Below are 16,200 nucleotides of genomic sequence, written 5' to 3' on the forward strand. Positions count from 1 at the left end.
GCTGTTTTCAGGAAGGTAAAATGCATCTTGGAATGGATCACTATGAACATCGATCATGGCCGGCATGGCATCGGCACATGCTTTATGTAATGCTGGCACAGCACTTTCTTTTCCGTGTCAGACGGCAGTTAAAAAAAACTGCTTAAGTTTAGCAATGGCCAAGAAATTGCTTCAAGCTGTTTTGCCGATTCATTCCATTACACGGAAAGGGGTTTTAGATATTGTAAAGTACCATTTGAAACGTAACTACATTGCGTATCAAAGCCATAGAAAAAAGCAGATTGCTGTCGCTAAAAAATTAGGTGTTTTAGTGTCGCTGTAGTGCTAAAGCATCGTCCCAATTGGCTTTGTTTCCCCAATAAATATGGCCTTGAGGCTTTATTTGTACATCGCTGTCGAGACTCCCAGCAGGGACAACCAATAATCCTCCATCCATCTGCATATTTGGAAGAGCTGAGCCACAATTCGAGCAAAAACTTTTTATGTGCCCCTCTGATTTAAAATCAAAGACTTTAGCCTTATCTTTTCCCGACAGCCATATTAACCTTGCCGAGGAGGAAAATAGATTAGCGGCATGGGCGGAACCAGTGTCTTTGCGACAACGTTCGCAATGGCAAAGAAAAAAGCTTTCAAACTCTCCGATTATTTCAAACGTAATTTCGCCACAAAGGCAAGATCCTTCATATTTCATGCGCATTTTCCTAAATTATATTTAATTATAGTGCGTTGCTATAGAATCAGTTTTGAAGACTTCTTAATTTATCCTCTAAACAGCAGGAGAATATCTTGACTGCCACCAGAATGGCAATGGAGAATTTGAATTCCGGAAATCAGATTTTACAAATCGTCACTTTGAGTTGTGGCGAGGACTATTCGTCTGAGAACCTCAGTCTTTCAGACAAATTAAAACTGTAGACTTTCCCTGTTATTCATATCGGGGCTTGTATATTTTATTTGACTTTCTGTATTCGAACGATTACATATTCAATATGTACATAGTTAAAACATTACCCGAATTTGATAAATGGCTTGACAGCTTGAAAGACCGTATTACGCGGCTTCGCCTAAGCCGCCGTCTTGATAAAGCACAGCGTGGCAATCTTGGTGATGTAAAACCTGTTGGCGAATGTGTCTTTGAAATGAGGGAACATTTTGGCCCAGGCTGGAGGATGTACTACACCAAACGGGGAGATACTTTGATCGTCATGCTTGGTGGGGGGGATAAGAACAGCCAGGAAAGCGACATTGCCAAGGCTAAACAACGGGAAACCACTTTGGAGGATTGAACCATGAAAAAACGAATTGCAGACCTGCCGGACTTTGATATGGCACAGCAGCTTAAAAGTGAAGAAGATATTGCTGCTTACATCACTATGGTGATTGAAGACGGAGATGCCGCAGAACTGGCCCACGCTCTGGGGGTTGCTGCCAAAGCTCGCGGTATGAGTGAAGTTGCCAAAGCGACAGGGATAACCCGTGAAGCCTTGTATAAAGCGCTTAAACCAAACGCCAAACCTCGATTTGATACAATTAATAAGGTGTGTGCAGCCCTTGGGGTTCGTCTGATAGCTCAACCTGCCAACACTCATTGAACACAGATCAATTTTTCTAAAATTCCAGCAGATATTTTTGTTATTTGAAACTGATATATACAATTGGGCAGATCAAATACTTGGTGTTAAGGCGAGGACTACTCGTCTGACAGATCCAATTTTTCAAGCAAATGGATACCGCAGACTATCCCTGTGATTCCGATATTTTTAACACTCAGTCAAACTATTTTCTCCCAATTTTGTAAACGCCGGTAAGTTTGCGAATATTTCCCACTTAAATCCTGAATTTGAAGTGTTTTGCTATCGTTGTTCCAAAAGCTATTTTGAAAGCAAGTATAAAAGCGGAAACATCACAGTAGCCAAATTCAAATGCTGCGTCAGTAACATTTTCTCCTGTATCAAAGAGCTCTATCGCACAAAGTAAACGTAGCTGTCGTCGCCAATGTCCAAAGGTCAAACCGGTTTTCTTTACAAACAGACGGACTGCAGTTCACCCTGAAAGTCCGGCCTTAAGAGCTAATTTATCAAGTGGTGTGTTGTCTGCAGACTGTTTTTCCCGATATTGGTAAAGTCAGGCCAAACGAGGGTCAAGGAGGCGGGGCAAGTGCCGATACCGTGGTTAATGTTTTTAACTGGAATTTTTATAACCCCCATGTCCTAGCGGACACAACGAAGCATGAAACTAAGGCGGCAGAGCCGCAGAAACTAGAGACTGGAAACAAGAAGAAAGGAGTCTAACAATTTCTTGTTTTTTGTGACAGAAGCTCAGGAGTAAGGCACTAAAGACACCAACACTGCGGGCTAAAATGGGCGCCCCAGGCGCTTCGCCCTCTTGTTTCCTGTATCTTGTCTCTAGTTTCTTATAAAAAACCATCAATGTTTATTTATTTTCGGTTTATTATATGATTTCATGCCGGGCATGAGCAAAATTATTAAATTTGCCAATAATCTTCGAATCCGGTCAAAATTGCTGGGGGCATATACCATTGCCTTTTTATCGGCACTTCTCATTGGCGGCGTCATCATCATTCTCCAGGTTCAGCACACCATTCAGAACCACATTGAAAGCGAACTGACCAATGCCACCCTTGCCATCGGAAACATGGTGGAAACGGCCGCTCATACCTCCATTAAAAATCATTTGCGTGCAGTGGCTGAAAAAAACAGGGAGATTGTGGCAACCATATATAAACAGGTCATAAACGGGGAATTGACGGAATCAAAGGCCAAGGCCTTATGCAGGAAATTGCTGTTTTCCCAAACCATTGGCCGTACCGGGTATATCTTTTGTGTCAATTCCGACGGCATCGCTGCCGAGCATCCCCAATCCGGTGTTACCGGAAAAAATTTTATGGACAGGGAATTTGTCCGGTTAATGATTCAAAAAAAAAGAGGCTACCTGGTGTATGAGTGGAAAAATCCCGGAGAACAGGAAAAACGGTCCAAAGCCATGTATATGTCTTATTTTGAGCCATGGGACTGGATCATTGCCGTTTCCTCCTACCGGGAGGAATTCAGGGAGCTGATCAATGTGGATGATTTTCGTGACAGTATTCTCAAGCTTAAATTCGGGAAAAGCGGATATGCCTATATTATGGACAGTAAAGGAGATGTGATTGTCCATCCCCACATCAGTGGTAACTACTATGATGCCAAAGACAGGGATGGAAATTTATGGGTGCGTGAGATATGCCGGATGAAGACAGGGCGCATTATTTATTCCTGGAAAAATCCAGGAGATCCGTTTTCCCGGAAAAAATTAGCTATTTTTAACTATATTCCTGAATATGACTGGATCATCGTTTCGGCCAGTAACCTGGATGAAATCTACGCCCCGTTGAACACCGTAAAAACCATTATTATCGCCATTGTGATCCTGATCTCTTTACTGGTTTTTGTCTTTTCTTTATGGATTAATGCCTCGGTGGTCAGGCCCCTGCGTGCGCTTATGAATCAGTTTGACCAGGGTGCATCCGGGGATTTCAGCGTACGAATGCCGGTAACAACCACAGATGAGATCGGCCAGCTTGCCGGTTATTTTAACCGTTTCATGGGCACCCTTGAACGTTCCTCAAGGGAGCTTCAGGAAGAAATCATCCAGAGAAAAAAAAATGAGCAGGCTTTAAAATTGTCCGAGGAGATCTTTTCCAAGGCCTTTCGTTCAAGCCCCTCGGGTATGTTTATTGCCACACTTGATGGCAGCAGGATTATTAATGTCAACGACAGTTTTTTAAAAATTACCGGCCATAACCTGTTGGATCTGGTGGGAAAGTCGCTTTTAACGCTATCTTTTTTCCAGAAACGGGAGGAAGGCAGGGCCTTGTTCAGTGATATCAAAACGAGGCGGCCTGTGGTAAACCGGGAGACAGGATTTTTAACTGCATCAGGGCAATTGCGCCAGGGACTGATTTCAGGGGAAGGTGTCACCTTGTGGGGGGAGGCTTGCATTCTGGGCGCCATGGCGGATATTACGGAATCCCGGCGGCTTGAGCGCGAAATTTTAGATATTTCCCAGAATGAACGGCAAAAAATAGCCATGTCCCTGCACGATGATTTATGCCCCCAGCTTATCGGTATTGAATTTATGATTAAAATGCTGGAAAAACGCCTGTTACAGAGCGAAAAATCGCCCAAACAAGATGCCGAACGAACCCATCAGATCAGAGCGCTGATTCTTGATGCCATCGAAAAAACCAGAAACCTGTCCCGGGGGTTGTCCCCGGTGAACCTTGAAGATAGAAGGTTTGACGACTCCCTTGCGGACCTGGGCCGGTATGTAAAGGATGTTTTCCGGATTGAATGCTGCCTTGACAGCCTGCCGGATCAGGGTATAATTCCACCTTTCCGGGATAATAATATTGCTACCCATGTATACTATATCGCCCATGAGGCAGTTCATAATGCGGCAAAGCATGCCGGTTGCACCCGGATCAGGATCTGTCTCGATAAAAATCAAGACCAAATCCGGTTGACGATAACCGATAACGGGTCAGGATTTGATCCGGTGGGAAGCCATGCCGGGCTTGGTATCAGAATTATGTCCTACAGAGCCGCCCGTATCGGGGGGCGATTAACCATAACCCGGGCCGGGGAAAAGGGGACCCGGGTATACCTGGAACTGCCTGCCTTTGGAGACCAGTTATGAAAACAAAAGCGTCCGGCAAGATTTTGATTGTTGAAGACCATCCCATTTTTAGAATGGGGCTCAAGGATATGATCGACAGCGAATCGGATCTTTGTGTTTGTGCTGAAGCTGAAGATGTGGATACTGCCATAGGGTTTGTTACTTCGTGCTGCCCGGACCTGGCTATTGTGGATCTGTCACTGAAAAACAGTTCCGGCTTTGATCTGGTGTGCCAAATCCATCAAAATTACAATTTTTGCCGTACATTGGTTCTTTCCATGTCTGACGAGGCACTTTATGCCGAGCGGTGTCTGCTGGCCGGAGCCCAAGGGTATCTGATGAAGCAGGAAGCATCGGAATCCGTTGTCACAGCTATTCGCAATATTCTCAATGGCCAAGTCCATGTCAGTTCCAGGATCATGAGCCGTCTGCTCAATGTATTCACCAGGCAGTCGGAACAGGAACAGGCCTCTCCTTTAGCCGCCATTTCAGACCGGGAGCTCGAAATTTTCAAGATGATCGGATGCGGCCTGACATCAAAGGAGATTGCCGTGCGGTTGAATATCAGCATTAAGACAGTGGGGACATACCGGGAGCGGATCAAGGAAAAACTGAATTTAGACAATGCCAGCGAATTGATCCGCCATGCTGTAATCTGGGTGGAGACCGGTGTGTTTAAGGGTCGTTGATTAAAAGCTATGTGCCGAACCTACGCATATTTAAGTCCATAACCTACATGCATTTAGGGAGCTGTCCTATTTTTTGCTTTTTACGCTTTGATTATGAATGAACCAGACATTTCGTAATCAATAACAGCCATGGGGTGATCCGGCCTGTCAACATCCAGGCCCATTCCACAGCGAATAAAAAGGAAACACCATGACCCATATCAATACGACCAGACTCATTGCACCCTGCAAGGATGCCTACAGCTATCCCCTGCTGATTAAAAACCTTCTTGAAACCCCTTTGATCTACTCTCCGGACCAGGAAATCATTTATCGTGATTTGATACGGTATACCTACAGGGATTTTGGTCAGCGAGTGAAAAAACTTGCCAACATGCTGACAACACTTGGGGTAAAACCCGGCGACACCGTGGCGATGATGGACTGGGATTCACATCGGTATCTTGAATGTTTCTTTGCTGTTCCCATGATGGGGGCGGTACTGCATACCATCAACATCCGGCTGACTGCCGAACAGCTGATTTACACCATCAACCATGCCGAAGATGACGTAATTCTGGTGAATGAGGATTTTCTGCCTTTGCTGTCCGCTGTCAAAGACCGGTTTGAAACCGTTAAACATGTGGTTTTGATCACAGACAAGGACCGGGCACCGGAATCGGACATGAATTTTGCCGGTGAATATGAAGCGCTGATGTCCGATGCACAACCTGCGTATGATTTCCCTGACTTTGATGAAAATACCATGGCCACCACCTTCTACACCACCGGCACCACAGGTCTTCCCAAGGGTGTATTCTTCAGCCACCGCCAGCTGGTGCTTCACACCTACGGCGTGATGTCCGGATTGACTGCATACGAATCCCAAGCCGGTTTAAATTCCGGGGATGTGTACATGCCGCTGACCCCCATGTTTCATGTCCATGCCTGGGGCATGCCTTATCTGATGACCATGCTGGGCGCCAAACAAGTGTATCCCGGCCGCTATGAACCCGAGACGCTGCTCAAGCTTATTATTACCGAAAAGGTTACCTTTTCCCATTGTGTCCCCACAATTATCAACATGCTGTTGAGCAGTCCAGGAATCTCAAAAGTAAATCTGGACGGCTGGAAGGTTCTTATCGGCGGATCTGCGCTGTCTCAAGGGTTATGTAAACAAGGCCTGAAGAATAATATCAATCTTTATACCGCTTACGGCATGTCCGAAACCTGTCCGGTGCTCACGATGGCCAATATCAAACCCCATCTCATGGATAAAAGTGAGGATGACCTGGTGGAGATCCGCTGTAAGACCGGGTTGCCTATTACCAATGTCCGGTTGGAAGTGGTGGATACAAACGGCAATCCGGTTGCCCATGACGGACAGACTGCCGGTGAAGTGGTTGTCCGCTCCCCCTGGCTTACCCAGGGGTATATCAAGGATGAGGTAAAATCAGAACAATTGTGGGAAAACGGCTGGCTTCATACCGGCGATATCGGGGTGATTGATCCCGAAGGCTACCTCAAGATTACAGACCGTCTCAAAGATGTCATTAAAACCGGCGGTGAATGGGTCTCCTCCCTGGAAATTGAGGATATTATATCCCGGCATGAAGCGGTATCCGAAGTGGCTGTGGTCGGTATCAGTGATGAGAAATGGGGGGAACGTCCCATGGCCATGGTGGTGCTGCATGACAGTTTCCAAGGCAAAGTCAAGGACAATGATATTCAGGATTTCTGCATGAAGTATGTTGAAAATGGCCATATTCCCAAATATGGGATTCCTTCTAAAATCATCATAGATGAACAGATTCCCAAAACATCGGTGGGCAAAATTTCCAAAAAAGATATCCGAACAAAATATAAATAAAGTCTGTTCAGAACGCCTGCCAATTTTAATTCGAAAAGGAGACACGCTATGGAAATAAAAAAAATTACCGTACTCGGCGCAGGAATCATGGGTGCAGGCATTGCCCAGTGCGCAGCCCAGGCCGGATTTGAGGTCAGTATCAGGGACATGGAAGATCGGTTTGTGGAAAACGGTCTGACCACCATAAAAGCCAATTTAGAAAGGGCCGTATCCAAAGGTAAAATGACGGCTGATGATGCCGACACAATCATGGACAGGGTTACCGGCACCACGGATCTGACCATGGCGGTCCGGGACGCAGACCTGGTGATCGAAGCCGTCATAGAGGTATTGGAGATCAAAAAACAGGTGTTTCAGGAACTGGCCGCCATCTGTAAAAAAGAGACGGTATTTGCCTCAAACACGTCAGGCCTCTCCATCACGGAAATGGCCGTTGCCGCAGGCCGGCCGGACAAATTCATAGGCATGCACTTTTTTAACCCTGTGCCGGTGATGCGCCTTGTGGAGCTGATCAAAGGATTTTCCACATCGGATGAGACCTTGGGATTAGCAAAAGCGTTTGTGGACAAAATCAACAAAACCGCCATTGTGGTCAAGGAAGCCCCGGGGTTTGCCGTAAACCGTATATTATGCCCCATGATCAACGAGGCCATCTTTGCTCTGGCCGAAGACATTGCCAGCCCCGGGGACATTGACAATGCCATGACCCTGGGTGCCAACATGCCCATAGGTCCTTTGGCCCTGGCCGACATGGTGGGACTGGACACCCTGCTGCTGGTCCTTGAAAGTTTCCATGAAGAGTTCGGAGAAGATAAATACCGTCCCGCCCCCCTGCTGCGCAAGATGGTTCGTGCCGGCTACCTGGGCCGCAAATCCGGCAAGGGATTCTACGATTACACTAAATAAAAAGGGAGATAGAGGGATGGCACAACAGGTTGCAGACCGCAGGGATATTGATTTTGTTCTTCATGAACAATTTAATATTCAGGCATTGAGTCAGAATGAATTATTTGCCGACTTTAACAAAAAAACCATTGATATGGTGGTATCCGAAGCCCGAAATCTGGGGCTCAAAGAGCTTTTGCCTACTCTGAAGGAAGCCGACGAACAAGGCTGCATTTTTGACAACGGCAAGGTCACGGTGCCCGAAGTGTTCCACCGGGCGTATAAACTGTTCGTTCAAGGCGAATGGATCGCCATGTGTGATGATCCCCAGTGGGGTGGACAGGGCATGCCTGCCACCGTGGCCCTGGCTGCCAACAACTATTTCAACGGTGCTAACTATCCGTTCATGCTCCACAATATCCTGGCCCACGGCGCAGGCAAGCTGGTGGAAAAATTCGGTACGGCTGAACAGAAAAATCTGTTTTTAAAAAAGATGTACACGGGTGTCTGGGGCGGCTCCATGCTGCTCACCGAGCCCGAAGCAGGGTCTGACGTGGGCGCCTTGACCACCAAGGCGATGCCCAATGGCGACGGCACCTACAGCATCACCGGCAACAAGATTTTTATATCTTCGGGTGAAAATGATCTGGTGGAAAATATCATCCACCCGGTCCTGGCCCGTATTGAAGGTGCGCCTGACGGCACCGCAGGTATCTCGTTATTCCTGGTGCCCAAATTCCGGGTAAACCCGGACGGTTCCATGGGAGAACCCAACGACATTGTGTGCACCGGTATTGAAGAAAAAATGGGCATTCACGCCAGCCCCACCTGCGCCATGGCCCTTGGGTCCAAAGGCCAATGCATCGGTACCCTTTTAGGCCAGGCCAACAAGGGCATGGGCCACATGTTTGTCATGATGAACGAAGCACGGCTCCATGTGGGCATGCAGGGATTTGCCTGTGCATCCGCCTCCTATCTCAATGCCCTGAACTATGCCAGGGAACGGGTCCAGGGCCCGGCGCTCACCGCGCCCAAGGGCTCCCCCGGGGTTCCTATTATTAGGCATCCTGATGTCAGACGGATGCTTTTAAACATGAAAGCCCACACCGAAGGCATGCGCTCCATCCTCTTTTATGTGGGATATCTGGAGGATCAGATCCGCATCGCCGAAACCGACGAGGACAAGGCCGCTTACCAGGGCATGATTGATGTGCTCATCCCCGTGGCAAAAGGGTATATTACGGACCGGGCCTTTGAACTGTGCTCCGACGGCGTTCAGATCTTTGGCGGGTACGGATTCACCCGGGAATATCCCCAGGAACAACTGCTGCGGGACTGCAAAATCACCCAGATCTACGAAGGCACCAACGGAATCCAGGCCATGGATCTTCTGGGCAGAAAACTTATGCTGAGCAAGGGAAAAGCCTTTACCGATCTTCTGAACCTTGTGTCCAAGACCATCAACCAGGCCAAAGAAATTGAGACCCTGGCTACCCAGGCCCGGACCCTTGAAACTGCACTGAACAAGCTTGCGGAAACCGCCAAGGCCCTGGGCGGCATTCTGGGCCAGGGGGGTGTTGAAAGAGCCTTTGCCCAGGCCCATCCATTCCTGGGTGTCACCGGAGACGTGCTCATGGCCTGGATGCTTCTGTGGCGGGGCGCCATTGCCGTTGAAAAACTGGCCGGCAAGCCCAGGAAAAAAGATGTGGCCTTTTACAACGGCATCCTGGCCTCTGTCCGGTTCTTTTGCGCAAGCGTTCTACCGGCTACCCTGGGTAAAATGGATGCCATCACAGCGGCGGACACCACAGCCATAGATATTGCCGAAGATTCTTTTGCAACAAAATAATAATTTTTCAACTTGCGTTTGAACGAAACAAAGGATTTTTTTATGAAAGACGTTGTCATTGTATCAGCCTGCCGCACTGCCATAGGCGCTTTTGGCGGCACATTAAAAGACCTGAACGGTGCCCATCTTGCCAGCATTACCATGAGAGAGGCCGTTAAACGGGCCAATATTGATCCTGCCGTTATTGATGACGTGCGCTACGGCACCTGTGTGGAGCACCATGACACCCTGAACACCACCCGGGTAGCTGCACTGATGGCAGGCATTCCGGATACAGTCCCTGCCGCCACTATCAACCGGGTGTGCATATCCGGCATGGAAGCAGTCCTTTCCGGTATGGCCATGATCCAGGCCGGCATGGCCGATGTAATTCTGGCAGGCGGCACCGAACATATGTCCGGAGTTCCCTATGCCGTACCCAACGCCCGCTGGGGATGTCGTCTCCAGGACACCGGTTTCGTGGACGCCATGATTCATGCCCTGCACTGCGGCTCCTTTCTTCTGCCCTTGGATGAAACCTCTCCTGTGGATACTTCCCAGGCGCCTGCCGCCGATTTTCTGGGTCAACCCTATATCATGGGCCACACGGCAGAGTTCGTTGCCCAGCTTTTGGACATCAGCAGGGCGGAGATGGATGAGGTAGCCCTTCGCTCCCATAACAATGCGGAACGGGCCACCAATGACGGCAGTTTTGCCGAAGAAATTGTGCCGGTTGAAGTGCCCCAGCGCAAAAAAGATCCTATTATATTTGATAAAGATGAACATTTCAGGCCCGGCATGACCCTGGAAAAACTTGCCGCATTGCCCCCGGCATTTGTCCCCAAAACCGGCAAGGTTACTGCAGGCAACGCCTCGGGCATCAATGACGGATCCACCGGCATGGTGATCATGTCCGCAGAAAAGGCCAAAGAACTGGGGCTTACCCCCATTGCAAAAATAAAAGCCACAGGCATGGGAGCCTGCCATCCTTCGGTCATGGGACTCTCTCCGGTCCCGGCGGTCAAGGATCTTATGGCAAAATCCGGTATTACGATTAATGATTTTCACCTGATTGAGGTGAATGAAGCCTTTGCCGCCCAGTACCTGGGATGCGAAAGAGAGCTGGGCCTGAACAGGGAGATCACCAATGTCAACGGGTCCGGCATAGGCTTGGGACATCCTGTGGGTTCCACCGGTGCCCGGGTGATGACCACGTTAATGTATGCCATGAAAAATAAAGGCAAGAGCTTAGGCCTTGCCACGCTTTGCGGCGGCGGGGGCGTATCAATGGCTTGCGCCATTGAAATGCTGTAATATTGTTTAGACGCAAACTCATCCACCTGCACGTTGCTTCAAAAACTTACATCCGGGCAAGTTTGCGTCCAACCCTCCGTCTTTGAACAAAGATTTCTTAATTGATTATCTTATTACACCGGTTTCAAAACAGTAGATGGAATTTAATTATCGCTTACGAATTGGGCAGATCAAACTGAGGGGTTTGGGTGAAGACTACCTCCCCGACAGACACCATTTTTATGGCGAATGGATACCGCAGATTATCCCTGTTAGTCCATACCTCTTCATAAGTTTCCAAAGTTAAGGCAGGCCCGGTGGCCTGCCCCCACAGCGGCCGACGTTAGAACCAATCCGAATAATTCTTATGTTTCGTCTTGACTGGCCCAGGTGAGTACTCATGGTATTGTCAGTCGTCCGGGCCTATTTCAAAACAGTATTCAATAGCAGAAGTATGTGGATAATGACCGATAAATTAAAGATAAGATGAGAAGGCAGGAGCCCTCCATGATATAATTATCACGATAAGGAAAATTGAATCATAAGAAATGTACACACTCGATGTTTAAAAAATTAGAAGGAAAAAAGAGCCTATGTCGTTAGAAAACCATACTTTTATGGAAAAATATCATAACTTGCCTTTTCTCGAAAAAAAGATTCTGCAGATTCTTTCCATCTCCTACGCCAAGTTGAGTCAGACCCAGTTACTTGCCTGTCTTGTCGCCCTGGACATAAAGACGGAAGACGATAAATCCTTTGATTCCGGAACAAGGAACGCCATGTTAAAGCTACTCCGCAGTCCGCTGGATGCCCTTCTCAGCACAGATATATTGCATGGAAAAAGCCGCAGTGTCCTATTTATCAATCGAGATTATATCGAAGTTTTGACCAGACACCTTGTTGCTGAGAAGACGTTCACAACTCTAACCGATGCCCTTCAACATACACTTAATCTTACAGAAGAGGGGTTGGCACAGGAACAGTCTCTGTCCATGATGAAATTGATGGCTGGAATGCGGATTCTTTTTTATCAGGAAAAGACGGCCCAGGCCGCTGAGCTTTATGAAAAATTCAAACACCATGTTGTTTTAGACAAAGAGCCGCTTTTCATGGTGTGGGAACATATCTGCTGTCGTCCCTTTGATCCGGACTGGTTCCGCCGTTTGCCGCCGGATGTCCACACACGCTTTTTGAAAGAGCCTTATCTCAGGAGAGTAGAATGCTGGGACCAGAACGATTCCTATGCCGATTACCTGGAATCTCTTGTAATGCAGGGGTCTGAAAAATGTGAATCAGAACTTGAGGCCGCAGTATTGGAAAAATGGATGCTCACCGGTCAACAGGATTGTCTGGACGCCTGGCTTAAAAACCATGGAAAGAAAAGCGAACACCTTGAGAACAGTTTGTGTCTTCAGGGATGGATAGCTTTTTGTAAAGGCAAGCCGGAAAAATCCATCTCATTGTATGAAAACGCACTGGAGCTTCTGAATAAAAGGATAAAGGGGAAAAAGAAAGTCTTTTTCAACCGGTTTATGGGGCTCTTTTATATCCTGGCCCTGATCAAAGAGGGCAGTGATGAGAGCTTTTCCCGGGCCGGAGCGTGCCTGGTCGCGGGAATAGACTTTGAAAAAATATGCGGCTTGTTGGGTGGGCTTCTGGGTTATCTGCAAGGCAATTCCAGAGGGGCGGATCGTATTCTCCGTCACTACGTCTGGGTTAGCTCATGGGGTCATCCCTCACATCCGGCCATTGATTGTTTCACCTTGTTTGCTTACTACTGGGTGGACAAGGCAAAGGCAAGAAACAGACTTGAAGATATAAAACAACTTCATACGTTTGCAGCAGATAGGCAATATACCTGGTTTGCCGGAGAGCTTGAAGGCCTTATCCAAAGTCTATCCGGGCCGGAGCCCCAAACCGGTAAAAAGCAGAATCCTTCTGTCCTGGTCGGACTGATCAATGAAAGCAAAATCTGGGAGCACACCTTAAATGCCCTGCTCGCCTTGAACCCAGAAACACCCCCTGCAAAACCACGGGGGGAAAAGCAGGAACAAGAGAGCGATCAACGCATGGCCTGGTTCCTTGACTACGTCAATAACGGTGAGTGCACTATCAGCCCCAGGGAGCAAAAGAGAAACGCCAAAGGCCTCTGGACAAAAGGGCGCCCCATTGCCTTGAAACGGCTGTGCAGTGAGAAAAGAGCATTTTCCTATCTGACGGAACAGGATAAAAAGATTTGTGGCCATATCTATGCCAATAGTTACAAAGATGGGTGGTACACCAAGGTGGAATATATTTTTGATGACACTTATATGCCTGATGTCGTTGGCCATCCCTTGCTCTTTTCAAGCGATGGAATCACCCGGATGGAGTTGGTCCATGGAAAGCCTGAACTCACAATTTTAAAAAAGGAAAAAGGCCAAATTACCTTTGTTCTGTCTCCCAGGCCCCGGCGTCATTTTAAGGCAGAACATGTGGTGGTAGAGGAGACCCCGACTCGCATCAAATTAGTATCGCTGGATGCAAAATATCATGCCATTGCCGATATTCTTGGCAAAGAGGCTTCATTTCCGATATCTGCGAAAGATAAAATTGTCCAGGTCATGGATGCACTGGCAGGGGATATCACCATCCATTCGGATATAGAAGGAGGGAGTGACACTGTTTCCGAGGCAAAAGCGGATTCAACCCTCCATGTTCAACTCTCTCCCCTGGGACAGGGCCTGAAACTCTCCATGGTTGTCCGTCCTCTGGGTGAAGAGGGACCTGCTTATTCCCCCGGCAGCAAAGGAAAAAATGTCATTGCCCGGGTGAATGGCATCCAGATGAAAACCACGAGGGATCTGAACATTGAAAAAGAATTGGCAGCCCGGTTGATTGATGGATGTCCAACCCTCGCGACCGCAGAGGAGAATCAAGGGGAGTGGCTTTTTCCAGGTGTGGAAGAGTCCCTGGAGCTTTTGCAGGAATTGGAAAGACAGGAAGAGGCAGACGGAATTGTGCTGGAGTGGCCCGAGGGCAAACCATTTGAGCTGCTGGGAAACGTCTCGTTCACCAATTGCCGGCTCAACATCAAAGGGGGAGAAGATTGGTTTGCCATGACCGGTCAGGTGGTGGTGGATGAACACCTTACCCTGGAGATGGGGATGCTTTTGGAATATCTTGAAAAAAGCAGCACCCGATTCCTGGAGATTAAGCCGGGTCAATTCGTTAAATTAACACGCGCTTTTCAAAAAAGGCTCCAGGCGCTTGACAGATACTCCGTCAGAGATGGGAAAGGCGTAAAGTTTCACCCCTTGGCCGCCCTGGCCCTGGAGGATTTTTTTCAGGAAGTCGGCACCTTACGTTCCAACAAAGCATGGAAAGCTCACATTGCAAAGCTTCAAACCCAGACAGATCCACTCCTGGCGGCGCCTTCCACGCTGGATGCCGAGTTGCGTGATTATCAGCTGGAAGGGATCAATTGGCTGAATTGTCTGTCAGACTGGGGGGTGGGAGCGTGTCTGGCCGATGATATGGGAATTGGTAAAACCATGCAGACTCTGGCCATGCTCATCAAACATGCCCCGCAAGGCCCTTCACTGGTGATTGCCCCCACTTCGGTCTGTGCCAACTGGGTTGCCGAAGCTGGCCGCTTTGCACCTTGTCTGAATCTGATTTTATTTGGCGGGAGCAACCGGGAAAAAAGTCTGGAAGATGCTGGCAACTTTGATGTGTTGATATGCAGTTACGGCCTGATGCAGCAAAAAAAGATGGCCGACTTATTGTCTGCTGTCTCCTGGCAGATGGTAGTTCTGGATGAAGCCCAGGCAATCAAAAATTTCTCCACCCAGAGATCCCGGTCCGTCATGGAGCTGACGGCCGTATTCAAGGTGATTCTCACCGGAACGCCTATTGAAAACCATTTGGGTGAGCTGTGGAATCTTTTTCAGTTTATCAATCCCGGACTTTTAGGAACCCTGGAGCAATTTAACAAAACCTTTGCCGTTCCCATTGAAAAACAAGGAGATGCCCAGGCACGTAAAGATCTCAAGCGACTGCTCCAGCCGTTTATCCTGCGCCGTACCAAAGCCCAGGTCCTGGAAGAACTGCCCTCCCGCACAGAGATTGTGCTGGATATCGATTTGAGCAAAGAAGAGATGGCATTTTACGAAGCACTGCGTCAACAGGCCCTGGAACGACTCGCAAGCGATGATGAGCGCCATGGCGGCCAAAAGCATATCAAAATACTGGCGGAAATCACAAAACTGCGCCAGGCATGCTGCCACAGTGAACTTGTCAACAAGGAAATTTCCATTGACAGCAGTAAACTGTCGGTTTTTTCTGAGATTCTGGATGAACTCATCACCAATGGACATAAAGCTCTTGTCTTCAGTCAGTTTGTGGGACATCTCACCATTGTCCGGAAATATCTGGATGAAACTGGAATCAAATACCAGTACCTGGACGGCAGTACACCGGCCGCCCAGCGGCAGAAGGCCATCCATGGCTTTCAATCCGGGGAGGGAGATGTGTTTTTGATCAGTCTCAAAGCTGGGGGCGTGGGGTTGAACCTTACAGCAGCGGATTATGTGATCCACCTGGACCCATGGTGGAACCCGGCGGTGGAGGATCAGGCATCGGACCGTGCCCATCGTATTGGTCAACGCAGGCCTGTGACCATTTATCGCCTGATTACCAGGGGAACGGTGGAAGAAAAAATTGTGCAGATGCATCGCCGGAAACGAAAACTATCGGACAGTCTGCTCACGGGGAGCGACTTAAGCGGGAAAATGTCTGCCGAACAACTTCTGGCTTTAATCCAAGAGTAGTCGAAACAGATCGTTTGTCCTGTTTAGATTTGCGTTCTATTTTGTCCGCCAGTCATTATACTCTTTACCCTTTAGCTATGAACTAAACACCCACCGGCTTCAAGCCGGTGGGTGATCAAGGCCCACATTCCTGATTCAATAAAAAAAGGCTGCGAAGATATCCTCTTT

The 16,200-nt window shown here is 48.2% G+C and carries 12 protein-coding genes; 10 read left to right on the forward strand and 2 right to left on the reverse strand.

Annotated features, from left to right (window positions below):
• Positions 1-55: 55 nt before the first annotated feature.
• Positions 56-322, forward strand: coding sequence for a hypothetical protein (locus Q366_RS22400; RefSeq protein ID WP_035241700.1), 267 nt, complete (start codon positions 56-58; stop codon positions 320-322).
• On the opposite strand, the gene Q366_RS14770 is transcribed toward Q366_RS22400, so the two are convergent.
• Positions 308-691, reverse strand: coding sequence for a GFA family protein (locus Q366_RS14770; protein WP_035240369.1), 384 nt, complete (start codon positions 689-691; stop codon positions 308-310). The two genes, Q366_RS22400 and Q366_RS14770, sit on opposite strands and share 15 nt — an antisense overlap.
• A 298-nt stretch (positions 692-989) precedes the next feature.
• Between Q366_RS14770 and Q366_RS14775 the strand changes: the two genes are divergently transcribed.
• Complete coding sequence (locus Q366_RS14775; RefSeq protein WP_035240451.1) at positions 990-1,286, forward strand: type II toxin-antitoxin system RelE/ParE family toxin; 297 nt, start codon at positions 990-992, stop codon at positions 1,284-1,286.
• Between the two features lie 3 nt (positions 1,287-1,289).
• Positions 1,290-1,592, forward strand: coding sequence for an addiction module antidote protein (locus Q366_RS14780; RefSeq protein ID WP_035240370.1), 303 nt, complete (start codon positions 1,290-1,292; stop codon positions 1,590-1,592).
• A gap of 235 nt (positions 1,593-1,827) precedes the next feature.
• On the opposite strand, the gene Q366_RS22405 is transcribed toward Q366_RS14780, so the two are convergent.
• The gene (locus Q366_RS22405) at positions 1,828-2,031 is read right to left on the reverse strand and encodes a helix-turn-helix domain-containing protein (protein WP_084691844.1); all 204 of its coding nucleotides are present in this window, start codon (positions 2,029-2,031) and stop codon (positions 1,828-1,830) included.
• 441 nt (positions 2,032-2,472) lie between these two features.
• Between Q366_RS22405 and Q366_RS14785 the strand changes: the two genes are divergently transcribed.
• The 7 genes from Q366_RS14785 (at position 2,473) to Q366_RS14815 (ending at position 16,032) form a co-directional block, all read left to right on the forward strand.
• A complete protein-coding gene (locus tag Q366_RS14785) occupies positions 2,473-4,698 on the forward strand; it encodes a cache domain-containing protein (RefSeq protein WP_035240453.1) in 2,226 nt (741 codons plus the stop codon).
• Positions 4,695-5,366, forward strand: coding sequence for a response regulator (locus Q366_RS14790; protein ID WP_035240371.1), 672 nt, complete (start codon positions 4,695-4,697; stop codon positions 5,364-5,366). The genes Q366_RS14785 and Q366_RS14790 overlap by 4 nt, the downstream gene beginning before the upstream one ends.
• A 190-nt stretch (positions 5,367-5,556) precedes the next feature.
• Entirely contained in the window at positions 5,557-7,215 is a 1,659-nt protein-coding gene (locus Q366_RS14795; protein WP_051958079.1) for a fatty acid--CoA ligase, read from the forward strand.
• 48 nt (positions 7,216-7,263) lie between these two features.
• Complete coding sequence (locus Q366_RS14800; protein WP_035240372.1) at positions 7,264-8,121, forward strand: 3-hydroxybutyryl-CoA dehydrogenase; 858 nt, start codon at positions 7,264-7,266, stop codon at positions 8,119-8,121.
• Between the two features lie 16 nt (positions 8,122-8,137).
• On the forward strand, positions 8,138-9,949 hold the full coding sequence (locus Q366_RS14805) for an acyl-CoA dehydrogenase (protein ID WP_035240373.1): 1,812 nt from the start codon (positions 8,138-8,140) through the stop codon (positions 9,947-9,949).
• 42 nt (positions 9,950-9,991) lie between these two features.
• Positions 9,992-11,242: a thiolase family protein gene (locus Q366_RS14810; RefSeq protein WP_035240374.1), complete on the forward strand. Its 1,251-nt coding sequence runs from the start codon at positions 9,992-9,994 to the stop codon at positions 11,240-11,242.
• Between the two features lie 572 nt (positions 11,243-11,814).
• Complete coding sequence (locus tag Q366_RS14815) at positions 11,815-16,032, forward strand: DEAD/DEAH box helicase (protein WP_035240375.1); 4,218 nt, start codon at positions 11,815-11,817, stop codon at positions 16,030-16,032.
• Positions 16,033-16,200: the final 168 nt, after the last annotated feature.

It is taken from the genome of Desulfobacter vibrioformis DSM 8776 (assembly GCF_000745975.1).
Lineage (GTDB): Bacteria > Desulfobacterota > Desulfobacteria > Desulfobacterales > Desulfobacteraceae > Desulfobacter > Desulfobacter vibrioformis.